This window comes from Bradyrhizobium sp. Ec3.3, assembly GCF_000472925.1.
In the GTDB taxonomy this organism is placed as follows: Bacteria; Pseudomonadota; Alphaproteobacteria; order Rhizobiales; family Xanthobacteraceae; genus Bradyrhizobium.
The window spans coordinates 25,044-50,921 of the sequence record NZ_AXAS01000028.1 but is presented as its reverse complement, the minus strand read 5'-3'; the positions used below and the strand labels follow the sequence as shown (position 1 = coordinate 50,921).

Here is a 25,878-nt window from a genome sequence, read left to right as displayed (position 1 = left end):
TCAGTCGCCACTGGCATGATTGTCTTCGCGCGTGCAAGCCACCAGATCTAGCCACGCCCTCGCGGCATGTGACAGATAAGCACCGCGGCGCCAAATCATTGCAATGTGCCAGTCCATATCAGCTTCATCGAGCGGCACCCTGGCGATCGACAGATGTTTGCGTTGTTCCGCGATCATCCGGGGCAGAAAAGCGGCCCCCATACCCGTCGCAGCAAGCTCGACGATAAAATCAATCTGGCTGCTACGCGCGACGACTCGGGGCTCAAAGCCGTGCCGTTGACACGCGTCTAAAATCACGCGGTTCAATGCAAATCCGGTTTCGAAGAGAATGAGCGGTAGATCCCGCAATGCCGGAAGATCAAGGGATCGGCACCCCGAAAGCTCGTGATTCACCGGTAGCACGACAGTAAGGGGCTCGCGCTTGACGTCCTGCCACTCAAAGCCTTCTGACACCGGGAGAAGCGAAGCCGCAAGTTCGATCTCCCCCGATAGCAAAACCTCCTCAAGCCGCTCGCTTCCGTACTCCACGAGCCGGATATCGACGCCCGGATAACGTTCGCGGTAGATCGCAAATAGCTTTGCGAACAACGTGCCGCTACCCACCGGTGGCAGACCGAGCTTGAGAATGCCGCAGTCAAGGCCGCGCAGATCGCCCAGTTCTGAAATCAGATCGTCCCGCTCCATCAGAATCCTGATCGCACGGCGGTAAACGATTTCGCCGGCGGCGGTAAGCTTGCTGCGATGGCCGATCCGATCAAGTAGCGGCACGCCAATCTCATCCTCGAGCTGCTTGACCGCCTTGCTGACCGTGGACTGAGTCGCGAATACGACTTTGCCGGCCTTGGAAAACCCGCCTTGCCGTACGACCTCGACGAAAGCACGTAATGTCCGAAACTCCATGTGAATTCCAAAATCGAATAGACTCTAGTCGATCAATTCATTCGAGAGAGAGCCGCGAGCTTCAGGCCGAAAATTGTTTTCTTGTTCTTGCTTGTTTAGCGCGGGTTTTCTCTTCCGGACGAGTTGTCTTACATATTGGTCATGCTCTTGCACTTTGCGGCGAGGTCGTGATCGGCTCGACACGCTGCTTTGATGTCGAGTGTCGCAGCGTGGTTCTTTGTTGGCGCCGACCCAGGATTACAAGCGGCTCATTTTTCGCTAGTAGCAACATTCTCTTTGAATGCAATCGGAATCAGGATCGGGCCCCGGTGTCTGAACTTCCGCCGATGATCTCTCTGCGCATCGTCTCCAACTAGAGGCAGCGCAACGTTGAGGCCGTGCCGGAAAAGGCAGTACGGCTCTCTCGACTTGGTGACGAGGTCGATCGGAACTGCCGCTCGGGTGTATACCGCCTCGTGTTTCAGGCAAAAAATCTGTGCTGCATGCCTTGGCGTGTCAAATGCTCGAAAACTGCTCAGTCTTCCGGACGCGTTTGTCTAAGCGCTGGGCAGTTCGGTGCAAGCCAGATCAAAACGACCGCGAAAGAACGCCGAAGAGCGTGAATGATCTCACGATCTCTGCACATGAATGCCCCTGACGGTCGCTACACCTACGTTGCGTCTGGGGCATCTCCTTCCGCCCCTGTGCACTAGGAAACATCCAGTCGACGAGTAAGAATAATCCAGTCGTTATTGCGTTTGCACGCCTCCATCGGGCCAGCGCGCTTTCATGTTGCATCGCGCGACAAATCGACCTGCGCATGGGCGCGCGCCGCAGGTCGGTCTTCTTTTTGCCCTAACGCAGACAAATGCTCTTGCAAGGAGCCGAGCCGCCGACACGATGTTCGACAGGAGAGACGGTGCAAGTGTTGCAGGTAAGAAGTGGTGTCTTCGATCCGGAAGACCTTTCCATGTTGGGAAAGATCTTTGACGAGGCGGTGGCGGCGCTGCCGGCTAGTATGCGAACTCCCATCAACAGAACGGAGATCGCCAAGCTTGTGCTTGGACGCACAGCCGCTGGTCAGGCCGAATTGGTCCTCCTCAGGAAGCTGATGGTAGCCATTGCTTCTGCCGTTTAGTTCAGCAGAGGTCCAATGCTTCTCTGGATGCGCCCATGACGAGGTCATCCGACGCGAAGTCTACAGTGTGGTTGCTGCTGGCTTCTTGCATGTCACATCCGCCCGGTGAAGCGCTTCCCCGGAAGGCAAAGTTCGATATCTCGAGCGAAAACTTCGCAACAAGATCTCCCGGCCGTCAAAACCGCTTGAACCTCACGTGGCGTTAGGTTGTAGGTTTGAAAACTGAGAAACATGACCAGACCTACAGTACTCAGGCGTCGATGGCGACGCATCGGTGAACTTGCGGATGCGACCGGCGTGACGGTGCGCACTCTGCGTCACTATGAGCACACGGGATTGCTGGCCGCCTCGCAGCGCACGTGCGGTGGTCACCGGATCTACGACTGTGAAAGCCTCAGAAGAGTTTATCATATTCTGGCGCTTCGTGAGCTCGGATTCTCTCTTCGAGAGATTCGCAAAGCGATGGACGGCAGAACCTCGCTTCCTGACCTATTGAGCGAGCAATTGGAACGGGCGGAGCTTCAGGTCGCGCGTGCAACAAAGTTGCGCGATCGTCTGCGCAACATCACGAAGAATACGGAATCGGATGTCAGTGTTGACGAGCTACCCGCTCGCCTTGATGCAATGTCGCGAGAGAGCTGTGGTCAGACGCGTCGGCGGGCACGCGCTCCCGATGATGCGGATCGATAGTGGCGGCAGGAGAACGAGGGTTGCGCGAACGATCGGTCAACAGCGCGACGTTATGCGTGCTACAACAACCACGACGCAGGTGCCAAAACGAGCGCATATTGTAGCGCGAATCAGCCGACGTCAGGGGCCTCAAATGGCGTTCCTTCGCATGAGTTCATTTGCCTGTGCAGCGGTCCTTGCTTTCGTGTTGGTCTCCGGCGCCTCCGCCGATGATGTTTACGTTGCAGTGGCCGGACCTATGACAGGCAGCAACGCTGCGGTTGGTGCTCAGATGCTTTACGGCGCAAGTGCGGCCGTCGATGATTTGAACTCTTCCAGATTGCTTCCAGAATTCAAGATTAGATTGACTGTCGCCGACGACGCCTGCGATCCGAAGCAGGCCGTTGCGGTAGCCAATCGGCTGGCGGCTGATCAGGTTAGGTTGGTTGTTGGCCACTATTGTTCTTCTTCCTCAATTCCCGCTTCCGACGTTTACGCTGAATCCGGAACTATTCAGATTTCGCCCGGATCAACCAATCCTCAGCTGACCGAGCGGGGTCTGCGAACGGTGTTTCGGATCTGTGGCCGTGACGACCAGCAAGGTGTAGTGGCCGCCAACTATATCCTGCAGCACCACTCCAAGAGCAAGATTGCCGTCCTCGATGACAAGAGCACAGCCGGCAAGGGCATTGCAGATGTCGTTGCGTCTCGTCTTCAAGATGCGGGTCTGCAGATTATCATGCGGCAAAGCTATATGGCCGGCGAAAAAGACTACACCGCGCTGGTATCAAGAATGAAGAAGGAAGGTATCGAAATCGCCTATATTGGTGGCTATTACGCCGAGATAGGCCTAATTGTACGCCAAGCCGCTGAGGCACACGCTCATCTCACGGTCATGGCTAACGACCCGCTGATGACGGGCGAATTCTGGGCGATTGCCAGCAGTGCCGCAAATGGCACACTCTTCACATTCATGCTCGATGCCACCAAGAACGCGGGGGCGGCCGACGTCGTAGCCAGGTTGAAAGCAACAAGACGAACTGCGGAAGGCTACACGCTTTATGCTTATGCGGCTGTACAGGCGTGGGCCCTTGCGGTGAGGCGCGCTGGCTCCTTCAACGCTCTGCGCGTTGCGAAAGCGCTTCGTTCGCAAGAAGCTGAAACCGTGATTGGCCACGTGCGGTTTGATGCGAAAGGCGACAATGCGTCTGCCGGTTTCGTCGTCAATCGTTGGCGCGACAACACGATCGAGAGGGTCGAGTAGACCAGTAGCGGTGACCGAACCAACGACCTGAACTTCAACAAGCCCGCCGCCTGATTTGGCCAGTCGATCGCCCAATAGAGTTGCGGTGGACGAGAATGCGATCCTCCGAGGCAACCATCGCAGGTCGAAAGACACCGCGATCAACGTGGCCGGGTGAATCAGGGAGAGAACGCTCGAGCTGCTTGACAGGAAGAATGTGCGGAAAAGAGCCGACGCCGAAGAATCACCGGGGACGGAAAGCTGTATCGACTCGTGACTTCTCACTGTCGTAGAGCCAACATTCCTTGGAGCGAGCGAAGGTCCTGCGAACCGCGATTGTCATTCCGAAGCATCTACCGCTGTGTCTTTAGCTTGCGAAGAGTGGTTCGGAAGATGCCGTAGGCGTGTCTTGGCGCGGCGAGAGACCAGGCGCCCTGCCTCCTGCAACAAAACCTCACGCATCCATATGCTTGCTGGATCAGTATTGTGAAGGGAAGGCCATTGGACGGCCTCGGTAAAGCCCGGAAGCGGTAGCGGGAGTTTAGTGATCCGCAGCGGCATCGCCTTTGCGAAATACTTCACGAGCGTCAGGGGCATCGTCGCTATTCGGTTGGTTCCAAGTAACATGGGAGGGATCATGCTGAAGCTTTGCACGACGACCTCAACGCGTCTCTTGATGGCGTGCTCTTGCATAAACCATTCGTCTATGGAAGGCACTCGATTGCTCCCGAACTTGACCGCGACATGCCCCAATGACATGTACCTCTCGAATGTAAGCTGCCGCGATAGGTGCTTGTTCGAGCGGCAGCCGACGCACACGAGTGTCTCGTCAAAAAGGGTCGCCTTGGGGTGCGCGTCCGACATGTATAGCTCTGGCACGATAAGAAAATCGATTTCGGCGCGTTGGAGAGGGTGATCGAACGGATTCGCGAGAGGCATCAACTCGAATCTGACGCCGGGCGCATCTCGTGCGACACGCTCCACGACATGTCGAAACCACACGACCGTAGCAAAGTCAGACAGGCTGATCCTAAAGCGCCGCTCAGACTCGCTCGGTTTGAATGTATCCCTGGAGGTAATGGAGAACTGGATGTGAAGTAGAGCCTCGCGAGTTGGAGCAGCGAGGGCTTCCGCACGTGGAGTCGGAATAAGTTCGCGGCCCTTCATCGTAAAGAGGTCGTCTTTGAAATACGCGCGTAGGCGGCCAACCGCCGCGCTCATGGCCGGCTGGCTCAAGTTGATGCTGCGTGCTGCTGCCGTGAGGTTGCGCTCGGTCATCAGAGCATCGAGCGCGACGAGGAGATTAAGATCAAGCCCTCGGAAACGCATTGTCACCTATCCGCAGTGTAGATGTTTCTCATCCAAACAATCGATTTTACGAATTCGCTCGGCGCCGTCTAGGAAATCTCCAGTACCTGAGCAATCGGGTAGGTTTCGGAGAAGCAGAGCGTGGCACCGCAAATCGCAAGCATTGGTGATGGAGTGTCGTCAGCGGTTGTGCGCAACAGCTTAGCTCGGCGTCCGTCATTGTATTGTCACATCCGAATGCATTGCATCGATTCCAGTGTTAACCACTCATGCGAGCGCTGGCCGAGCGCACACGCGGCGAGCCGTCATGCCCGCTTTAAGAGAACAAATGAGCGGCAACAAGTTCGTCGCGCGCATCAAGCTCGGCGCCAGATATTGGACGAGGCAAATGAAGCCGCGGCTAACACCCTCGTGTCCTGCTTTCCGTGCCCGCGATCAGCATATCTGCCGTGCGGCCAGAGGAGCGTGACGTCGCTTGCAGCGGAGTCGCAGCCCCGTCGCCCGTTCGAGACAGTTTCTACAATGGGGTCGTCTCCCACTGCAACTGTAGGCGGCTCAATAATGCGGCCAGGAGCGCGATTTAAACCATCGTATATGCTCCGCATACCATTCAATGGAGGGCGTCTACCTCGATATGATTGGGTAACTGGGTGGTCCTTCGATAACTTGAGTACCACACATCGCGGCCGCGGAGGATTTGAGACAGTAGACAGAGCGCGACCTGTAACAGAGCCGGTCGCCACTCGCCTGGAGACAACGGCGATAATGAGCCGCGGCACACACCAGAGGAGCATGCAAATTGGCCGGCTCCCCACGCGATGCGATCTTAACGCCGTCCACAAGCCAACATTCCCCCCATTCGCTGACGACCCCATCGAACGAGTACCGTCACACTGCCCGTCGCTCGCTTGATGCGTGCCTCAGGAACGTAGCAAGAAGCAGGAGAGTCTTTCATGCGCCCTCAACTCCAGTGGAGGACGTGCTGGGAAAATGACTTACAACTCGCCGACCACGTCCAAATCTCCGAGTTCTTTCGAAGCGCCTACGGGCCGACCGGGGCGTTCAACGCAAAACCGTTTGAAGGCAATCGAAGCTGGGCCGGCGCGAGACCGGAACTCCGGGTAGTTGGCTACGATGATCGCGGCGTGGCGGCTCATATCGGCGCATTGCGCCGGTTCATCAAAGTCGGTGAAATCGATCTGTTGGTGGCCGAACTTGGATTGTACGCGGTACGTCCGGATCTCGAAGGACTCGGAATCAGTCATTCCATGCGCGTGATGTATCCCGTGTTGCAGGAGCTCGGCGTCCCCTTCGGCTTCGGTACGGTTCGACATGAACTCAAAGAGCACATCTTTAGGCTGCTCGGCCGCCCAGGAATGGCGACAATCGTTCCGGGCATTCGCGTCCGATCAACTCTTCCGGATATCTATGCCAACCTGCCCCCAACTCGGGTCGATGACGCGCTGCTTGTAGTGTTCCCTATAGCGCGGTCGATGAGCGAGTGGCCCACCGGCACAGTCATCGAGCGTAATGGGCCAGAGCTGTGAAACACACTAGTTGCTTCTTCGAAGCGGACAGCAAGCGCCTCACGGACACCGCTCGCCACAGCGTCTATCTGACGTTCGATGACGGGCCTAATCCATACTGCACGCCGGATATTCTCGATGTGCTGGCGGAGTACCGCGCGCCGGCGACGTTCTGCGTCATTGGCACGTACGCGACGGATGAGCCAAAGCTGATCCGTCGGATGATCGCGGAAGAGCACGAGGTCGCGAACCACACGATGACACATCCGGATCTGTCCAGATGCGACCCCGACGAAGTGCAGTTTGAAATAATGACCGCGAGTAGCGCCATCAGGAGCGCATGCCCTCAGGCCTCGGTGCGACGCGTGCGCGCGCCGTATGGCATTTGGACCGAAGCAGTGCTGGCCAAGTCAGCGAAGGCCGGACTTAACGCTCTCCACTGGTCAGTGGACCCGCGCGACTGGTCCTGTCCCGGCGTGGATACGATCGTCGAAACAGTGTTAGCCTCTGTCCGCCCAGGTGCGATCGTTCTCCTGCATGATGGATGCCCGCCCGACGAGTTGGGACGGGGCATTCATGCCGGTCTGCGCCACCAGACGGTGAAGGCACTCTCCCAACTTATTCCAGCCTTGCACGATCGCGGTTTCGCGATCCGCCCGCTTCCGCAAACTCATTGAACAATTGGCGTCCCAATGAACCTGCTTGCCACAACTAGTACTGTTGTCGTCTCGTCTTATGCGTTGCTCTCCGCGGTCTACAAGTCCGTGCAGGCGTTCCATGCCTCGCCGACACGAGTGTCGTCGGTGTCATCGGATGGGGGCGGCCCTGAATCGATGCCCAGCGTGGATGTAATCGTGCCCTGCTTCAACGAGGACCCGCGCACGCTGTCGGCATGCCTAGAATCCATTGCGAGCCAAGACTACGTCGGGCAGCTACGCGTCTACGTGGTCGATGACGGTTCTGGAAATCGCGAGGATGTGGCACCCGTCCATCATGCCTATGCGTACGATTCAAGGTTCAACTTTATTCTCCTGCGAAAGAACGTTGGAAAACGGAAGGCACAGATTGCCGCGATCCGCCGGTCATCCGGAGATCTGGTCCTCAACGTCGACTCGGACACGATACTCGCGACCGATGTGGTCAGGAAGCTTGCACTGAGGATGCAAGATAATGAGATCGGCGCTGCCATGGGGCAGCTGACGGCGAGCAACCGGAGCGCCACTTGGTTAACTCGGTTGATCGACATGGAGTACTGGTTGGCGTGCAACGAAGAGCGCGCAGCTCAAGCTCGTTTCGGCGCGGTCATGTGCTGCTGCGGTCCATGTGCCATGTACCGACGATCAGCTCTCGATCTGCTGCTGGATCAGTACGAAGCGCAATTCTTCCGAGGAAAGCCGAGCGATTTTGGTGAGGATCGCCATCTGACGATTCTTATGCTGAAAGCAGGATTTCGAACTGAGTACGTTCCGGACGCGTACGCCGCAACAGTCGTTCCAGACAGGGTAGGGCCGTATCTGCGCCAACAGCTTCGCTGGGCCCGCAGCACTTTCCGAGATACCCTACTTGCGTTGCGTCTTTTGCCCCGTCTGGATCGATACCTGACATTGGACGTTATCGGGCAAAACGTCGGTCCGCTTCTTCTGGCGCTTTCGGTGGTAACGGGCATTGCGCAGCTCGCACTTACGGCCACTGTGCCATGGTGGACAGTTCTGATAGTCGCATCAATGACCATGGTGAGATGCGGCGTAGCTGCCTTGCGTGCTCGTCAACTGCGATTCTTCGCTTTTGCTCTGCACACGCCCATCAATATCTTTCTGCTACTTCCGGTAAAGGCCTATGCGTTGTGTACGCTAAGCAATAGCGATTGGCTCTCACGCAAGTCAGCCAAGGCAGAGTCCCAACCAGACCCGATCCGGCCTTCGGGATCCGCAGTTCCGATTCGCAGCTCGTGCCGTCCAACTAGCAGTGACACGACCGCACTTGCAGCGGCAAGCGATGCGGACTGAGAAGCGGATAGCTCATGAACCCGGATAACAGTTATCAATCGTTAGAACGAGAATTAACTGCCGATGATCCATGGCGGTTGGACGGCAATCCGTTCGAGCGAGAGCGTCATACGCAAATGCTCCGGCTTTCGCTTTCCAACGGCTTCATCACGAATGCGCTCGAGGTCGGGTGCGCAGCCGGCGCATTCACGGAGAAGCTGGCGCCCCACTGCGGACGACTTACAGTCGTCGACGTCGTGCCGCGAGCGATCGGTCGGGCGAGTCAACGGACGAAGCGATGGTCGCACATCACATGGATAGTCTCTGACATTCAGCGGTTCTCTCGAACGGAACGGTTCGACTTGATCGTGGTGGCGGAAGTGCTCTACTACCTCCGCGATATTGCCGAGATGCGTACGGCCATCGGCAATTTGGTGGGAATGCTTGCGCCGAATGGTCATCTGGTTTTCGGATCAGCTCGTGATGCCACCTGCCGCGGCTGGGGACATGCTGCCGGCGCCGAAACGATCATCGCAATGTTGAACGAAACATTGGTCGAGGTCGACCGGGTGCAATGTCAGGGCGAGTCGGCCAACGAAGATTGCTTGCTCGCTTGTTTTCGGAATTCGGTCTTCCCTTCCATCTAAAAACCGACCTTAGCATCGAGGCACTATGCGCATCTGTGGCATCAAGCTGACGCACGACGGGTCCATCGCTCTTGTAGAGGATGGACGTCTGGTCTTTTGCATCGAGCATGAGAAACGCGAGAACAACCGACGGTACTCAGCCATCGAGAATCTCGACACAGTTGTTCTCACATTGGCGGAACACGGCCTTCATCCCCGCGATATTGATCAGTTCGTTATCGACGGTTGGGACGGGGAAATCGAAACGCAATTCCAGGTCCTGAGTGGGTCGGAACATCTGACGCTCAAAGGCGCACCGTACGTTGAACGTCCCGATGGGCTCCTATCTTCACACGAGGGGGATGGGCTGGTGCTCGAGGGCGAGAGTTTCTCCTATAAGAGCTATGCGCACGTCACGGGCCATGTTGCCTCCGCTTACTGCACTAGCCCGTTCGCGAAAACGAAAGAACCGGCCTTCTGCCTCGTATGGGATGGCTGCATCTTTCCACGACTTTATCATGTAGAGCCGGGCGGGGGCCGCTTCCTCGAATGCCTATTCCCGATGATAGGCCATGCTTATGCTGTCGCAGGCCACCACTTCGGGCCGTATCGGCAGCCGAACCGGACCAACTGGGACCTTGGCGTTGCGGGCAAACTGATGGCCTATATCGGTCTGGGGGCGCCTGATGAAGACGTTGTGACGGTGTTTAGGGAAGTCTATGAGAAGCGCTTTGCGGCGGACACGGAGCACGCTCGGCGTTACCGCGCGAACATAAATAATGCCGAGGCGTCGCTTGCGGCTACGCACGAATTCTTGGAAGAAAGCGCACTTCGATTAGACACCAAGCGACCTGAGGATGTACTTGCATCGTTTCATATTTTCCTTGAGCGTCTGCTCGTGCGGGAGATGGGTCTTGCTTTGCTTCGGCATTCGTCCTTTCCGGGGCCGCGCAATCTATGCATAGCCGGTGGTTGCGGTCTTAACATCAAATGGAACAGTGCGTTACGTGCGACTGGCCTGTTCGATGCGGTTTGGGTGCCGCCGTTCCCGAATGACAGTGGTTCAGCAATCGGAGCCGCTTGCTCGGCAATGGTGGCGGACAAAGGTTTCGTGCCCCTCGAGTGGTCGGTCTATAGTGGTCCGGCCCTTGCAGACGGCGATGCATCAGCGGGATGGGACGCAGCGCCCTGCAGCATAAGCGAGCTTGCCGCACTCCTCGCAACTGATAAGCCCGTGGTCTTCCTTAACGGCCGCGCCGAACTCGGCCCACGCGCCTTGGGTGGCAGGAGCATTCTTGCTGCCGCGACATCTCCGAAAATGAAGGACTATCTCAACGACATCAAATTCCGCGAACACTTCCGTCCGGTTGCGCCAATATGCCTGGAGGACCGAGCGTCGGACATTTTCGATCCTGGATCGCCGGACCCTTACATGCTCTTCGACCATCAGACGCGGCCAGAGTGGCGAGACAGAATCCCCGCCGTTGTGCACCTCGACGGATCCGCACGATTACAGACGATTGGCAGAACATCCCAGCATAAGGTTGCTGAACTTCTCATTGAATATGAAAAACTCACGGGCATTCCGCTGCTTTGCAACACCAGCGCCAATCACCATGGACGGGGCTTCTTCCCCGATGTCGCGGCTGCCTGCAAATGGGGGCGCATCGAACATATCTGGTGCGACGGCCTGCTCTGGACCAAAACGCTCGAAGTCAAGGTGCCGTCGTCCGAGCTGGCTCTGACAAGCTGAGATGGACGCATGTCGAGCGTAGCGATCGATTTTGCCGCTGTAAACAAATCATACCGCGGCAAAGCCGTTGTCAACGAGCTGGCATTCACCGTTGCAGCGGGAGAATGCTTCGGACTGCTCGGACCAAATGGTGCGGGCAAAAGCACCATTGTGCGTATGATACTCGGCATGGTGCCGCCGGACTCTGGCCAGATTACGGTGCTCGGCAAGCAAGTACCGGCACACGCTCGCTTGGCACGCGCAGGCGTGGGCGTGGTCCCGCAATTCGACAACCTCGAGAACGAGTTCACGGTCCGCGAGAACTTGCTGGTGTTCGGGCGCTATTTCGGCATGAACGCAGGTGAAATCGGTGCGGTCATTCCATCACTTCTCGAATTTGCCCGCCTCGAGAGCAAGGCGGATGCGCGCGTTGCCGAGTTGTCGGGCGGCATGAAGCGCCGACTGGTGCTGGCACGCGCGCTGATCAACGACCCGCATCTGCTTGTTATGGACGAACCAACGACCGGTCTTGATCCGCACGCGCGCCATCTGATCTGGGAGCGCCTGCGTGCGCTACTTGCGCGCGGCAAGACGATCCTGCTGACGACCCATTTTATGGAAGAGGCCGAGCGCTTGTGCGATAGGCTCTGCGTGCTTGAGGAAGGACGCAAGATCGCCGAAGGCGAGCCTCAGGCGCTCATCATCGAACAGATCGGCTGCGATGTCATGGAGATCTATGGTGGCAAGCCGCAGGAATCTATTGAGCTGATCAGGCCTTACGCGCAGCGCATCGAACTAAGCGGCGAGACGATCTTTTGCTATGCGCCCGATCTGGAGCAGGTGCGGAAGCAGTTGCGAGGGGCTGTGGGTTTGCGCCTTCTGGAGCGTCCGCCGAACCTCGAGGATGTGTTCTTGCGACTGACCGGACGCGAGATAGAGATATGATGAGAATGACTTATGGCGCGGCCATGCCCGCGAATGCGTCTAACTGGGTAGCGGTATGGCGACGCAACTATCTGGCATGGAGGAAGGTCGCGCTTGCCTCGCTTCTCGGCAATCTCGCCGATCCGATGACCAATCTACTCGGTCTTGGCTTTGGCCTCGGACTCATCGTCGGTCGTGTAAACGGGACTTCTTATATCGATTTTCTGGTGGGCGGGATGGTCGCGACCAGCGCGATGACTTCCGCAAGCTTCGAGACGATTTACGCAACGTTCGCCCGCATGCACACGCAACGGACCTGGGAGGCAATGCTGTGCACACAGCTTACTCTTGGCGACATCCTGCTCGGAGAAGTGGCATGGGCAGCCAGCAAGGCGGTGCTGGCCGGCACAGGCATCACAATCGTTGCCGCGGGACTGGGTTACGCGGCGTGGCCATCCATGCTGTATGCGCTACCCGCAATCGCTCTTACTGGTTTCGTGTTCGCGAGTTTGGCGATGGTCATCGTATCCCTAGCGCCCAGCTACGACTATTTCGTATTCTACCAAACACTCGTCCTTACACCCATGGTGTTCCTCTGCGGCGCAGTGTTTCCGATCAATCAGTTGCCCGCGGCCTTCCAGTTCGTAGCAGGCCTGTTGCCGCTGGAGCATTCGATTGAGCTCATTCGCCCGGCGATGCTCGGGCGGCCAATCGGCAGCGTCGGTATGCATATAGGCGCACTCTGCATTTATGCGGTCGTGCCATTCTTGTTGTCGGTTGCGCTACTTCTCCGGCGCCTCATGCGCTGAGAGGCCGCAGTGGAAAACACGACGCCGCAGCGAGCAACTGTGAGCCGGGTTGTCCCAATAGAGCCCTCTTACAATAGATGGAGAGTAAGATGCTGTGTCTCGGATTGAGCGGCGGATTAGACAAGGTGTTTGAATTCCGACCCGAGCTTCCAAGTACATTTCTTCACGACGGCGCTGCTGTGCTCGTGCGTGACGGTCGTGTGATAGCGGCCGTCGAAGAAGAACGCCTCAATCGGGTCAAGCATTCCAATAAATTTCCAAGCAACTCGATCCAATACTGTCTCGATGCTGCCGGTGTTCGACTTAGCGACGTCGATCGCATCGCGTTCTATGCGACCGAAGCGTATTGCAATGCAATGCTCGAACGCCTGTTTGTCTCGCAGCCATCCGACGCCATTCCGATTGATGCCAGGCTCCTGCTCCGGACGATGCTAGCTCAGGAGTTCAACACCGAAGTTGATCCATCGCGCGTCTCATTCGTAAGTCACCACCAGGCGCACGCAGTAAGTGCATTTGCAATGTCCGGATTTGAGCAGAGTCTGGTCCTCGCAATCGATGGCGGTGGTGAGTTTCTCTCCGGTCTCGTAGCGATCGGGTCCGGAAGCGAAGTCAATCAACTCGAGAGCTTCCCGGAGAGCAACTCTTTGGGGCTATTTTATCTCGAGACGATCCGGTATCTGGGTTATAGCTTGTTCGATGAATACAAGGTCATGGGCCTTGCTCCTTATGGCGATCCCGCGCCTTATCGCAAGCTGTTTGAGCGGTTCTACGAGCTCTCTGAGAACGGGGGCTACCGGCTCTACCTGGATCGCATCGGACCGGCGTTGGTCCGCAATATTCAGGTCCGACGAAAAGGAATGCCATTCACCCAGCAGCATCGAGATGTCAGCGCGTCATTGCAGGAAGCGCTCGAACGAATCGTGTTTCACATAGTTCGGCATTACCGCGAAGCCACGGGCATGAAGCGGCTATGCTTGGCTGGTGGTGTGGCCCACAACTGCACCGTCAATGGTAAGCTGCTGTATTCGGGGCTTTTCGAGGAGATCTTCGTGCAACCCGCGGCGCATGACGCAGGCTGCGCCCTAGGCGCTGCGTTGATGGCATCTGATGAGGTTGGACGGCCCGCGCCGCGCGAGCGGCTGAAGGAGGTCTATTGGGGGCCAGATCTCGGGACCGAGCGTGCCGTGGAGCAGGAATTGGCGGCATGGGCCGGACATCTCGACGTCGAACGCAGCGATGACGTGGCGGGCAGAGCGGCCGATTGGATGGCAAACGGCGCAGTAATCGGATGGGTGCAGGGTCGGTCGGAGTTCGGACCACGTGCGCTGGGTAACCGCAGTATTCTCGCCGATCCCCGACCTGCGGCGAACAAGGATCGCATAAACGCGATGGTCAAGAAGCGCGAGGGCTATCGACCGTTCGCGCCTTCCGTATTGGAGGAGGATGCGCGCGAATATTTCGATCTCCCGGCCGGAACGGGCGAATTTCCCTTCATGAACTTCGTAGTTGGCGTACGTGATGCCAAGCGCGGCTTGCTGGGCGCCATTACGCATGTTGATGGTACTGCTCGGCTGCAAACAGTGTCGCGCAGGTCGAATCCAGCCTACTGGCGGCTTATCGATGAGTTCAAGAAACGGACGGGCATCCCGGTTCTGCTCAATACCTCCTTTAACAACAATGCCGAGCCGATCGTGGATTCGGTTGCAGATGCTGTTGCGACATTTCTGACGACCGAACTCGATGCTCTCGTAGTTGGGCCGTTCCTTGTCAAAAAGCGCGCTGCAACGCTCGAGGATTGGACCTCGCTCGCGGTTTCACTGCCGCCTTATGCATCCCTGTATCGCGTCCGCGCACACACAGCACGAGATCGACAGGAGACGGTATGCGAGATCCGCATGACCTTTTCCGGCGGTGGTGGTGTGCGCATTTCAGATAACGTGTTCGATCTGCTGATGAGGATCAAAGGCGAAGCCGTCCTCCGCGACCTCTTCAATTCGATGACATTGGATCAGGCCGAGCGCGAAGTTCTCGTCAAAGAACTACGGAGCCTATGGGATCAGCGGCGTGTTCGCCTGCATCCTCCCTCACGCGCTACTTGGGTGCAGAACGACTGCGATCGTATGGCAGAGCCAGCCTAACAGGTTGTTGAAGAAATCTCTGGCGAGATGGCGTTGGACGTGAATCTCTCGATGGTTGAATCGGGAGGCCAGGATGCGGGGATCGGACGAGCGGTCAGGATCGCTGTTTAGTTACGTGGACCTTGAAGCGCGGGTTCGCCCGGATCACCCCCTACGGAAGATCCGGGAGATCATAAACGCTGCACTGAGCGATCTATCGACAGCTTTTGCGGGGCTTTACACGGACTTTGGCCGGCCCTCGATTGCACCGGAGAGGCTGCTTTGGGCCATGTTGCTGCAAGCCTTCTATGGCATTCGCTCGGAACGACAATTGATGGAGCGGCTAGAGTTCGACCTATTGTTCCGCTGGCTTGTTGGTCTGGACGTAGACGATCCGGTGTGGGACCACTCGACTTTCTCCAAGAACCGCGACCGGCTGTTAGAAGGTGAGATCGCCGTTAAGTTCCTTTCGGCGGTACTGGCTCAACCGCAAGTGAAGCGGCTGCTGTCGAGCGACCACTTCTCCGTGGACGGCATGCTGATCGAGGCGTGGGTTTCGATCAAGAGCTTCCGCAGAAGGACGGAGACGACAACGACAGTGAGGGGCCGGGACGCAACGCTGAGCGTAGCTTCCACAAGGAGAAGCGTTCAAACGAGACGCACCAAAGCACGACCGACCCGGAGGCCCGGCTGTACAAGAAGGGAGACGGGCGGCCGGCCAAGCTCTGCTACATGGGGCATGCTCTGATGGAGAACCGTCATGGCCTGGCGGCCGGCGGCATCGTCAGCCAGGCCACCGGCACTGCCGAACGAGAGACAGCGCTGGCGTTGATTGATAGCCGCTATCCCCAAGGGCGGCGGATCACGCTCGGCGCGGACAAGGCCTATGACGTTACGCAGTTCGTGCACGACTTGAGAGAACGATCGGTGACGCCGCACATCGCGATCAATGGACACCTCAGCAAGACAGGCGTCCCGCGCAAGAGGGCGGTCGACGCCCGCACCACCCGCCATGCTGGCTACGAGCTCGGCCAACGTTGCCGCAAGCGCGTTGAGGGGGTGTTCGGATGGATCAAGAGTTCCGCCGGTCTGGCCAAGGTAAAGCTACGGGGTCGCGAGCGTGTGTGGCGCTTGCGGCCTACAATCTGATCCGCCTGCCCAAGCTGGTGGCGCTGCAGCTATGAGCGTGCGGGGCAAATGGCACGTCGTGGAAACGCCGGATCACGACATGGCTGGGGCAGGTTCCTACATTCTGTTCACAAACGAAGGCGGTGAGTTTGCCCTGCATTGCCTCACGGGGTAATCCAGGGTCGTTGCGAAGGCGATGCCGTCGAGTTCACACGGGATGGCAGCGACGAGATGGAGCCCGCAAGAGGTCGTGGTTGGGCAGAAAAGCTCGCCGATGGCTCCCTTGAAGGTGAAATATGCCTCGAAGGCGGCGACGACATTCCCTTTATCGCCGGTCGATCGGCGACTTCTTCAACAGCCTGCTAAACGTCGATCGACGAATAAGGCCGCGATGACCTCTGGAGATCTTACGCAGAGCTCCCTACGTTCTGATCCGTCCGGTCTGTCGTGACGAGGACGGTAAAATGCTAATTGATGGTGGTCCATGAAAGACAGGTTCGTTGTTTCCCGGCGACGTACTGGTTTCGGTGATTGCCTGTGGTCGCTCGCGTCAGCTTGGCAATACGCCAAGCGGACAGGGCGTACGCTGGTTATCGATTGGCGCGGATCTTGTTATCTCGATGACCCCTTCACCAACGCCTTTGGGGTGTTCTTCGAGCCAATTCAGGACATCGCCGGTGTACCCGTGATTTGCGATGATCGGATCAATCAACTCTCTTTTCCCGGACCTTTTTTTCCAACCTGGTGGAATCGGCCATCCTTCGACTGCGTTTATCGACCAGACGAACAGATTTTCCGCGAACGCGATGAGCTGAGGCAGCTCTTCGAAGCCCGGGATGACACTCACGCGAATACTGTGGTGTGTGATGCTTGTTTGATGTGGGGTTGTGATCAGGATGCCGAGCGACAAGTATTTCGGGCCGTCAAACTGCGGTCCGAAGTTCAAGCTCGGATTGACGCGATCTATCAGGAGCACTTCAAGGGTCGCAGCGTAATTGGGGTTCATGTTCGACACGGCAATGGCGAAGATATCGTGGGGCACACGCCATACTGGGCCGATCCGGAGCGTGCGTTGCGGCAGGTATGCACTGCCATCGAAAAGGCCAAGGCATCGCCCCGCGAAAAGCCAGTGAGAGTGTTTTTATGTACGGACAGCCCGAAAATTCTGGATCGGGTGTCGGCCATGTTTCCCGACCTCTTTACTATCTCAAAGCGCTTCCAGGCGGTTCAAGCAGGGCCATTGCACAGCGCAGAACTGGGAGCGGAGGGAGGATTCTCCGCTCTGATCGAGATGTACCTCCTCGGTCGATGCGATACCGTGATTCGCTTTCCGCCGACCAGCGCCTTTACGCGCTATGCGCGCCTTGTCGCGCCGCGCGTTATCGAGTTCGATTTGGATGATCCGACCCGTCTGATCTTGATCGATGAGTCGTCCGAGCATCACCCGATCTTATAAGCTGCATGCCCTTACACTCTCGCCGATCGTGCCGCGACTTTGTGTTTGTTCTGTTGTTGCCGCCGTGCCGAGGGTGGCGGGCCTTTTGCCGATTGGGCGCCGTGGAAGTCGAGGTCGTCGCTCTAATTTAGCTCATTGCGCCGAAACGAGCTCACCGTCGAATCGAGCGGCCACTGAGCCGACAAACCTGACGTACGGGGCTGGTAACGTTCGATTAGCGGGCGTAGCGGGCATCGTTGCGGGCGCGGCGGTGAGTGCCGCTGTTCTGAGATGTATGCCGCGCGCAACAGGCTGTCGTGCTCGTTGTCCACGGTTTCGCAGATAGTCGAGTGATCCCAATTCGATCGAGAGACGAAAGGCTGCCGAGCCGCAACCTGGTGGTCGTGGGACGTGAAGAAGCCGCGCGACTTCATTTCCCGCGAATCGAAGGGTGGTCAGACAAAAAGTGCGCACCAGCGGCTGTGACGTCGGGTCGTTCGGCTGACAAATGACAAACTGTTCGCTCAAGGACGCATTGAAGCATTTCCAACAAACCTGGCACTGTTGCCGTGGTTGCGCTTGAGTAAGAAAAGAGGCGAATTTGACAGGAGCGCGCGTCCGCCGACAACTTCGGAGCTCGAAAACACGATAAGGACCCGTCGCCTGTGTGGCTGTCAGAAAGCACACGCGCTTAGTGCCTTTGATCCGCTAAGCTGTTAGCGAACGCGACACTGCGTCGCAATCGTATCGGCATTCTTCGTGTTGCACTGGCCCAAATCCTGCACCGATCCAAGCGCAAGTGAGTGCGGCAAGGGGAAGGGAAGAAAGATGGGTTCGGGCCGGCATGTCAGACAACCATGCGCTCCAGTGTCGCATGTCGGAAGTCGACGTCAGGATCCTCTCCATGTTGGTATGATCTGCATGCAGCAGGAAAGACTGGAACATGCTGGTGCCCAGTGGGAGTTGCGACTTCGGCTCGACCGCCAAAGATCGATTTTTGCTCTGCCGCACCATCTCTTGCGCGCGGCGAGCTGTCGATGATGATTTATATTCGCAAGGGGCGGTGGCTGAACGCGATCTCGAGGTCGAGCTGGCTACCGCCCGATGCGGCCGCGCCGCGTGACAAAACTCAAAAAGTTTGGGCGCAAGCGGTTGCTGGCATTGCGCAACAGCGCGGCCGGCCCACCCAAGGTGCCGGAGGGCGCGCTGCTGACATTATCGACAACGCCAGTCGTCGACGGGCGCGTTCAACATGTGTTATAGCCGGCGGAGCCTGTTGGCGTCGCGGCGGCGTTCGGTCCTTTGACCCACATGCGGCCTGCATGGCCACACTGGGTAGGCATATCGCTGCAACATTCCGGGACGCCGTGGTGGGAAAGAAAAACGCTCACCTTGCGTTCGAATGAATCAAGCGAAACACGAGGGATCGCGATCGGCGACGTAGGCCGTATGTGATCGTCTGCGAATACGTGAGAAATCATTGCTCGTTTTTGTTGGGGTCTGCACCAATATTATTCCAACGGAGGTTTGTGCGCGAGTTTGTGAAGGAGCGTGAATCGAATGAAGGCGTCTTGTTTACCGTCGTGCCATGAAAAGATGTTATCTCCTGGTGGCATCCGAATGGACACGAGATTGAGTGTGAGATGCAAGACGATGTTTCGAAGTTCGAACTAAGTGCAAGCAAGAAGGGCGACGTCGGCGTTGTCACAGTGCATGTTGCTTCCGAGTGCGAATGGCCTGGCTCGGAAGGCGAGGCGAACCATCCCGTGGTCGTGCCCTTGAACGAAATCGCCCTCAGGGGAGTGTTCGAAATTTCGAACATGCTTGCCAGCCCTTCGCGGCTCGAAGTCGCTCTGGCAAGCGTTATCGAACTGCTGCAATCTTCACTGCAGATGCGGCACGGTGTCGTGTCTCTCCTGGCAGACGACGACGTGGCGGAGATTGCGGTCGGCGCCGGTTGGACCGAAGGAAGCGATGAACGCTACCGCATGCGCCTGCCTCAAAAGGCGATTGAGGAGATTGTGGCGACGGGTATGCCGTTCGTGGCTGAAGACGTTGCAACGCATCCAGCGTTTAGCGCTGCTGATATGGATGTGCTCGGGGCCAGCGATCACGTACGGTTATCCTTCATCGGAGTCCCCATCAGCGTCGATGCAAAAGTAGTCGGCACCCTATCGATCGAGCGTGTGCCAGACATCGACTCGATGTTCCCGCTCGATTCCGATGTCCGGCTACTCACCATGATTGCCAACCTAATCGGACAGGCGGTGAAGCTCCATCGCTTGGTGGTGCGCGACCGCAAGCGCCTCATGGCGGAGAGCTACCGGTGGCAGAAGGAGCTCCTCGAATTTAAGCAACCGGCGCGAGAGCGTAAGAAGGTTCATATCGATGGTATTATCGGTACCAGCCCGGCGCTACGCGGACTGCTCGACAAGATCGCGGTAGTAGCCAAATCGAATGCCACAGTTCTGTTGCGAGGTGAATCGGGTACCGGCAAGGAGCTGGTAGCCAAAGCTATTCACGAGTTATCTCCGCGTGCTAAGCGGCCGTTCATCAAGATGAACTGCGCGGCGCTGCCTGAGACAGTGCTGGAATCCGAATTGTTCGGTCATGAAAAGGGGGCGTTTACTGGTGCCCTTAACTCACGCAAAGGGCGCTTCGAGCTTGCCGACAAGGGTACGCTGTTTCTGGACGAGATCGGCGAGATCTCGGGCTCGTTTCAGGCAAAGCTGTTGCGGGTTCTTCAGGAACAAGAGTTCGAGCGGGTCGGTAGCGGCCACACTATGAAAGTTGATGTCCGCGTGATCGCTGCAACCAACAAGGACCTGGAAGGGGCGGTGGCAAAGAACGAGTTTCGAGCCGACCTTTATTATCGTATTAGCGTAGTTCCATTGCTGCTGCCCCCGTTGCGCGAAAGACGTAGCGACATTCCGCTGCTTGCCACTGAGTTTCTCAAAAATTTCAACAGCGAAAACAGTCGTACGTTAACGTTCGATCCGAGTGCCATGGACGTGCTGATGAATTGTGGTTTTCCGGGTAATGTGCGTGAACTCGAAAACTGCGTGCAGCGGACCGCAACACTGGCGCCAGGGCCGTTCATCGTCAGGCGCGATTTTGCTTGCTGTCACGGTCAATGCCTCTCTGCCCTGTTGTGGAAGAGCGGACTGGATCAAACGAAGCCGCGGGCCACGGTGATCGGTGACCTATCGGCGAAACCAGTTATACCGGCCCCTGACACAGCCGCGTCGATTGCCGTTCTAACTCCACCTGTTGAGATCGCGCCGGCCGATGGTGCGATCGTGAGTGGTGCGAAGCTGACGGATCGCGAGCGCCTCATTGCTGCAATGGAAAAAGCTGGCTGGGTTCAGGCAAAGGCCGCGCGCCTTCTTGCACTAACGCCGCGCCAAATCGGCTACGCGCTCAGGAAATATGGCATCGAAATCAAGCGCCTGTGAACGGCTGATGGACTTGGTCTATGCCGTCAGGACCGCGAGCGTGCAGTGACAAGAGGCCTGCACGTCCAAGAAGAAGCAGCATCGGAGATCCGGCGCCGATGGCAACGTGGTGGGCCGACGATCGGGCTGATTACTCTGCGACTATGTCTAGTAGATCGAGCAGGTTGCGGCGCCTCAGAATGAACCCAGCAGGGATTGATCGGACTGTCAGAGACGGGAAAGTCGACCTTGGCACCGAGCGGAGGCTCATTTGCAGGTAGCTCCACCGAGACTGATCGAGCGTCGGAGCCCCGTTTCGAGAGCACGTACCATTTGCGCATTGATCGTGGCCGGACCCGTCCAGACGTTCTTGCTCATGCCATAGCTCGGCTATTGATGCGAGGATATCGGGCGCACCAAGCTCATGCATTTCCTAGGGGAGCGGAGCATGAGGAACGGATGTCTTCCATCTCCAAACGGATCGAAGCCGGGCGTCTCGCCCCTCGGCGACTAGCTCCCGGCCTAACCGATTTTGTCGACCCATGCGTTATTAAGCATCGTCGTCGGGGGCTCCCGGATCCGCAAACCACTTCTCCCGAATCTTTAGAAGAAGGCCTGCGAGGTATCGGCAGATATCTCGCCGTCTCACGCGGCGTCCGATTCGCATCGTGCCGGTCCATGTCTGCGTCCATCCCAATATGACACGCGAATGGACTATCGAAGTACCAGAACCAGTTTGAACCCAGTACGTTGCGGCCCGGACCCCAGAAGGCCCGGTATCCCTTCTCTATAAGGCGGTAACCATTGGTAATCACCTCGGTGGGGCCGCCGAAGTGAAAAGCGAAGTGTTCCAGCCCATGCATGTCCGAGGGCGCGGCGATGAGAAAATGCGTGTGATGGTTCCGGCTGCAGGAACGGGCCAGTCCCGGTCAAGCGGTCGGTGCAGCGAAAGCCAAGCCGATTGACGTAAAATGTTTCGGCTCCCAGGACGTCAGGTACGAAATATGCGACGTGAGATAGGGTTCGTGGGCGGATAACGGAGGCTGGCGACAAAACACCGAGGCTGTTGATTGGCCGTAATATGTACGTCCCTGGAGCGTTCGAGAATTCGCCCATAACCACGAACTCCCGTCTGACCGAAATCTGAAAGCCGATCACAAAATCTGCGTCATCGATCGATCCGATGGATCCGTCATCGAGATAGCGCACATCGCGGTCGCGGCGCAATTCCGCAGCAATTGTATCTAGCGTCGCCATATTGGCCACGCCCATTACCGTCTTCCGAAGTCGGCATCCCGGGCTTGGCGGCGCGGGCAACAGCGGATCGCTCTCGTGAGCGATCACCACCGAGTGCCGTCAATGGCCTCGAAGCGATCGCCAATCTCTGTGCCCTGCACCGGCGTCAGTCCGTAGTCTGTGAGAAACCGGGCGGAGCCAGCCACGTCCTCGACACCGAAGATGAGGCTGTCCAATCCGACGATTTTCATTGTTCTATTCCCAGTTCATTTTGCGATGTCATGGTTCGACGCCGTCGTTGCGCTTCGCGTGTTGATAACCGTCCTCACGCTCGGTGAGGATCCTTAACGAGCGCTTCGTGCTGGTGTTCAGAAACTATCCGATCATTCGGAAGTCCTCGCGTTTTCCTCCAGCAGCGTCGAGCGGTTCGTTACACATTTTAGAAATCCATTGTGGAAATTTATGACCTTGATAGAGCTAATGGATCAGCAGGAAGAACTGGATGCGTTTCAACAACAGGCTTGACCTCAATCTTCTCGTCGCGCTGGATCACTTGCTTCATTTACGCAACGTGAGCGCCGCAGCGGCACGGATGAACATGACGCAATCGGCCATGAGCAGCGCGCTCCAGCGTCTACGCGATTATTTTGAAGACGAACTTCTAGCCAAAGCCGGCCGTAACATGGAACTCACCCCGCGAGCCGAGTCGCTCAAGGTCTCGGTGAGAGATCTGCTCGTTCGGATCGAAGGGACAGTAGCCGCATCCTCTCAGTTCGATCCTTCGCGGTCGGAACGCTGCTTCACCATCGTGGCGTGTGAGTACGCGCTCGCGACAATCGCTCCAGCGCTACTTCGCCATTGTGAGCGAATTGCACCGGACGTGAAGTTCAATCTTGTGAGCCAACTCGCCGCGCCAGAGCGGCTGCTCGAACAGGGAACGGCAGATCTACTGATCATTCCCAAGGAGTTCTGCTGGAACCGCTACCCGTCGGAGGTGATCCTGTATGACGATTATTGCGCTGTCGCGTGGAGCAGGGGGCATTACGCAAGCCGCAAGCTTTCGAGGAAAGAATTCTCCAGGGCGCCGCATGTTGTAATGCGAGCCGCCGAAGACCGTCAGTCACCCGAAACGCACCTTATGACGCAGCGCGTCCTAGAACGCCGGATAGACGTGACCACCGATAGCTTCAGCGCGCTGCCCGGGCTGGTCGCCGGTACCAATCGAATCGCGACAACGCACCGGCGCCTCGCAAAGGAGGCAATTGGCCGGCTACCGATCAAGATCGTTGAACTTCCCTTCAAGCTCCCGCCCATGCAACTATCCGTGCAGTGGCACAAGTACAGATCGAACGATACGGCCTTGATCTGGCTCCTTGAGATGATTAGGGCAACGGCAAGGAATTTAGGCTGAGCCCCCACACGCGAGGGAGTTGAACGGTCGGAATGGCAAACATGTTTTTTGTCGCGTTTGGTGGATCTTGTGCTTTCTCGGCGGTCGGGTGCGACATGAATCTTCTTTGCCGGGCGTGGCCAGGAGCTTGACGAAGAGCCTCCTCTCGATTTTTGTATCTGAAAGTTGCTCGTCGTTGATCCTGTGGCGGAGGATGAGACGACCCGCTGTGTGGGGTGCAGAAGGACGACCACCTCTGGTGTATCCCTGCCGACTATGATTCAGGCGGACAGTACAGTTCGGTAGGAAGATGAAGTCCGGGAGCTGGAAGAACGAGGGCCGCAGCCTATGCAAGGCCGCTTGATCAGTGCCATGGGGAGCCGCACCACGCCACCACTGAGGGCGACACTATAATCCGGGCCGCCGTCCTAGTTCTGTACGTAGATTACAAATAGCGTTGTTCGCCATTTCAAATACATTCTTTTCTCCTGTTCTCAATGAACGTTCCAGGTGGGCTCGTAGCCTAGCCCGCAGCAACGCCTCAGCATTGTGGGTCAGGAATGGATCTTTCTCTACGAAACGCCATGACTTCTCAAACGCCACGCTGACCAAAGTATCGAATGTGTGCTCCTGCTTGGGTGAAGTGTGATCCATGGATAGAAACTCCAACAAGATATCCTTTTTCAGCAACGACTTCGTCGCTGGTCAGAGAAGGTAGGTTGAAAACGGCGCTTAAGCGGGTCGGGGAGTACCTGCAGTCATTCAGCTCGTGAACCCATGCCTATACAGGTGCTTGTTGAAGCGATGATGACTGCTGCTGTGCAAAGCTGCTTCAGTACTTCACAAAATTCGGTATTCTAGTAAATTTTGCCGAGATTGGCGCCTCACGTGATGGATAAAATCTATCGTCCATCCGCAGGACGAATCCGGCAGCTCGCCGGGCTAGGACGCCATTGGCGTCACAGCTGCTAGGCCAACTGCTGTTTCTCGCCTACGTGCATAAAGGCTTTCACGCAACGCCTCGGTCGAGGGATGGCCAGTTGCCGAAGAATGCATTCCGATCCGGCCGTGATCTGCTATCGGAAGGTGACGTCGACAAAGTAGCAAGGCGCCTTAGATGTTTTCACATGGCGGAGACAGTTGGGCAGTGCTAACTCGGCGACGTCGTCTTACCTCGCACCACCAGTCTGGCTGCATCGAACCGTGCTCTGCGCACTTGGTCCTCCGTCATGAATCCAGCTTCAACCAAGTTGTCCAGCACCATGTTGGCGCGAGCGCGCGCGGTGGTCAAGTCGATGTGAGGGGCATAACTTTTCGGTGCCTCGATCAGGCCGACTAGCATGGCGGCTTCCGCGAGGGTCACATCGCGGGCCGGCTTATTGAAATAAGAACGCGCGGCGCCATCGACACCGAGGGCGTCGCCGCCCATATTGACGCAGTTCAGGTAAAGTCCCAGGATTTCATCTTTCGTCAGGTGCCATTCGAGCCAAACCGCAAGGAATACCTCTTTGATCTTGTGTCCGAAGCCGGGACCGGTGTTCGAAAGCTGGCTCCGGGCGAGTTGCTGGGTGATAGAGGAGCCGTCCTGGTGAACGTGATCGTTCCGCGTTCTTGTCAAGAGAGCGTGGAGAGCACCTGGGAAATCGAGGTCGAGATGGTCGTAGAAGTGGCGGTCTTCGGTTGCGAGCGTGACCTTGATCACCGCGTCAGGAAAATCCTCAAGAGGGACCGAAACGCCTTGGTCAATTGGCCTGCACCAATCGGATCGCAGAACTGATCAAACAGACACGCCGCGACGTTGGAAACCTTTAGCCAATCTTCTTGTAGGGGAGCGCGAATAGTGGGGACCGCTAACACCAGCAACAGGATCAGTCCGCCAAAAGCCAGGGTCAGGGCTTCGGAAGCAGGCTCGAGAAGCGCCAGCGCTGCCATTGGACGAGACAGATGCGGTCTATAAGTCTCGAGTAACGGTCATATAGTGTCCGCAACTCCCTTGCGCATACCCGGCGGAAACGAAAGACAGCTCGCGGTTCGACAAGCAGTGCCGGATAGCGGTCCTCCAGTTCGGCGGTATAGTCTGACTCACGTGGATCTTTCACTTCTACTATGTGCGTGGGCCTGGGATGCTCAGGCGCGTCTTTCTGAGGTCCGACTGAAAACCCCAAGTCGGGAGCTGGATATCTCAAGAGGCCGCTGCCATTTGGCGCAGCGGAGGCCAGCGCGAGGCTGACATATCCACTGCTGCGGAGGGCGCTTGCGGCCGAGTGGTTGTCGTGACTTCAGCTCACATGTCCGCTTA

The 25,878-nt window shown here is 57.3% G+C and carries 21 protein-coding genes and 1 pseudogene; 16 read left to right on the top strand and 6 right to left on the bottom strand.

Annotated elements, in window-relative coordinates; genetic code table 11:
- On the bottom strand, positions 1–900 hold the full coding sequence (locus YUU_RS0124615; protein ID WP_027524796.1) for a LysR family transcriptional regulator: 900 nt from the start codon (positions 898–900) through the stop codon (positions 1–3).
- An 898-nt stretch (positions 901–1,798) separates the two neighbouring features.
- On the opposite strand from YUU_RS0124615, the gene YUU_RS0124610 reads away from it, so the two are divergent.
- The 3 genes from YUU_RS0124610 (at position 1,799) to YUU_RS0124605 (ending at position 3,950) form a co-directional block, all read left to right on the top strand.
- Positions 1,799–2,017, top strand: a complete 219-nt coding sequence (locus YUU_RS0124610; RefSeq protein WP_245288080.1) for a hypothetical protein — start codon at positions 1,799–1,801, stop codon at positions 2,015–2,017.
- A gap of 231 nt (positions 2,018–2,248) precedes the next feature.
- On the top strand, positions 2,249–2,707 hold the full coding sequence (locus YUU_RS56575) for a MerR family transcriptional regulator (protein WP_084801533.1): 459 nt from the start codon (positions 2,249–2,251) through the stop codon (positions 2,705–2,707).
- Positions 2,708–2,840: 133 nt separating this feature from the next.
- Complete coding sequence (locus tag YUU_RS0124605) at positions 2,841–3,950, top strand: branched-chain amino acid ABC transporter substrate-binding protein (RefSeq protein WP_027524794.1); 1,110 nt, start codon at positions 2,841–2,843, stop codon at positions 3,948–3,950.
- Between the two features lie 318 nt (positions 3,951–4,268).
- Here YUU_RS0124605 and YUU_RS51605 read toward each other — a convergent pair whose 3' ends face one another.
- The gene (locus YUU_RS51605; protein WP_051389871.1) at positions 4,269–5,258 is read right to left on the bottom strand and encodes a LysR family transcriptional regulator; all 990 of its coding nucleotides are present in this window, start codon (positions 5,256–5,258) and stop codon (positions 4,269–4,271) included.
- Positions 5,259–6,190: 932 nt separating this feature from the next.
- Between YUU_RS51605 and YUU_RS56570 the strand changes: the two genes are divergently transcribed.
- The 12 genes and pseudogenes from YUU_RS56570 (at position 6,191) to nifA (ending at position 20,974) form a co-directional block, all read left to right on the top strand.
- Entirely contained in the window at positions 6,191–6,784 is a 594-nt protein-coding gene (locus YUU_RS56570; protein WP_084801532.1) for a NodA family N-acyltransferase, read from the top strand.
- Positions 6,781–7,440, top strand: coding sequence for a chitooligosaccharide deacetylase NodB (gene nodB / locus YUU_RS51600; RefSeq protein WP_051389870.1), 660 nt, complete (start codon positions 6,781–6,783; stop codon positions 7,438–7,440). Before YUU_RS56570 ends, nodB begins: the two co-directional genes overlap by 4 nt.
- Positions 7,441–7,455: 15 nt before the next feature.
- Positions 7,456–8,769 (top strand): chitooligosaccharide synthase NodC, encoded by a 1,314-nt coding sequence (nodC, locus tag YUU_RS51595; RefSeq protein WP_084801531.1) that lies wholly within the window; start codon positions 7,456–7,458, stop codon positions 8,767–8,769.
- 14 nt (positions 8,770–8,783) lie between these two features.
- Positions 8,784–9,395: a nodulation methyltransferase NodS gene (gene nodS / locus YUU_RS0124580; RefSeq protein WP_027524792.1), complete on the top strand. Its 612-nt coding sequence runs from the start codon at positions 8,784–8,786 to the stop codon at positions 9,393–9,395.
- A gap of 25 nt (positions 9,396–9,420) precedes the next feature.
- Positions 9,421–11,127 carry a nodulation protein NodU gene (gene nodU / locus YUU_RS0124575; RefSeq protein ID WP_027524791.1) on the top strand — a complete coding sequence of 569 codons (1,707 nt, stop codon included), beginning with the start codon at positions 9,421–9,423 and terminating at the stop codon, positions 11,125–11,127.
- A 9-nt stretch (positions 11,128–11,136) separates the two neighbouring features.
- Positions 11,137–12,051 (top strand): nodulation factor ABC transporter ATP-binding protein NodI, encoded by a 915-nt coding sequence (nodI, locus tag YUU_RS0124570; protein WP_027524790.1) that lies wholly within the window; start codon positions 11,137–11,139, stop codon positions 12,049–12,051.
- Positions 12,051–12,839 carry an ABC transporter permease gene (locus tag YUU_RS0124565; RefSeq protein WP_027524789.1) on the top strand — a complete coding sequence of 263 codons (789 nt, stop codon included), beginning with the start codon at positions 12,051–12,053 and terminating at the stop codon, positions 12,837–12,839. The genes nodI and YUU_RS0124565 overlap by 1 nt, the downstream gene beginning before the upstream one ends.
- Before the next feature lie 89 nt (positions 12,840–12,928).
- Positions 12,929–14,977 (top strand): carbamoyltransferase, encoded by a 2,049-nt coding sequence (locus tag YUU_RS0124560; RefSeq protein ID WP_027524788.1) that lies wholly within the window; start codon positions 12,929–12,931, stop codon positions 14,975–14,977.
- 73 nt (positions 14,978–15,050) lie between these two features.
- Positions 15,051–16,140: pseudogene (locus tag YUU_RS51590) on the top strand (IS5 family transposase).
- A gap of 428 nt (positions 16,141–16,568) precedes the next feature.
- On the top strand, positions 16,569–17,540 hold the full coding sequence (locus tag YUU_RS51585; RefSeq protein ID WP_035663231.1) for a nodulation protein NodZ: 972 nt from the start codon (positions 16,569–16,571) through the stop codon (positions 17,538–17,540).
- 922 nt (positions 17,541–18,462) lie between these two features.
- A complete protein-coding gene (locus tag YUU_RS58870) occupies positions 18,463–18,642 on the top strand; it encodes a hypothetical protein (protein WP_156944495.1) in 180 nt (59 codons plus the stop codon).
- 520 nt (positions 18,643–19,162) lie between these two features.
- Positions 19,163–20,974 (top strand): nif-specific transcriptional activator NifA, encoded by a 1,812-nt coding sequence (nifA, locus tag YUU_RS0124535; protein WP_084801530.1) that lies wholly within the window; start codon positions 19,163–19,165, stop codon positions 20,972–20,974.
- Between the two features lie 1,319 nt (positions 20,975–22,293).
- Here the strand turns inward: nifA and YUU_RS61320 are convergent.
- On the bottom strand, positions 22,294–22,440 hold the full coding sequence (locus tag YUU_RS61320) for a hypothetical protein (protein ID WP_245288079.1): 147 nt from the start codon (positions 22,438–22,440) through the stop codon (positions 22,294–22,296).
- 251 nt (positions 22,441–22,691) lie between these two features.
- Between YUU_RS61320 and YUU_RS0124525 the strand changes: the two genes are divergently transcribed.
- Entirely contained in the window at positions 22,692–23,600 is a 909-nt protein-coding gene (locus YUU_RS0124525) for a LysR family transcriptional regulator (protein WP_027524785.1), read from the top strand.
- A gap of 387 nt (positions 23,601–23,987) precedes the next feature.
- Here YUU_RS0124525 and YUU_RS56560 read toward each other — a convergent pair whose 3' ends face one another.
- The 3 genes from YUU_RS56560 to YUU_RS55215 form a co-directional block, all read right to left on the bottom strand.
- Positions 23,988–24,233, bottom strand: a complete 246-nt coding sequence (locus YUU_RS56560) for a hypothetical protein (protein WP_084801545.1) — start codon at positions 24,231–24,233, stop codon at positions 23,988–23,990.
- A 496-nt stretch (positions 24,234–24,729) separates the two neighbouring features.
- Positions 24,730–25,281 (bottom strand): transglycosylase domain-containing protein, encoded by a 552-nt coding sequence (locus YUU_RS55220; protein WP_027524784.1) that lies wholly within the window; start codon positions 25,279–25,281, stop codon positions 24,730–24,732.
- Entirely contained in the window at positions 25,278–25,511 is a 234-nt protein-coding gene (locus YUU_RS55215) for a hypothetical protein (RefSeq protein WP_027524783.1), read from the bottom strand. The genes YUU_RS55220 and YUU_RS55215 overlap by 4 nt, the downstream gene beginning before the upstream one ends.
- Between the last annotated feature and the right edge of the window lie 367 nt (positions 25,512–25,878).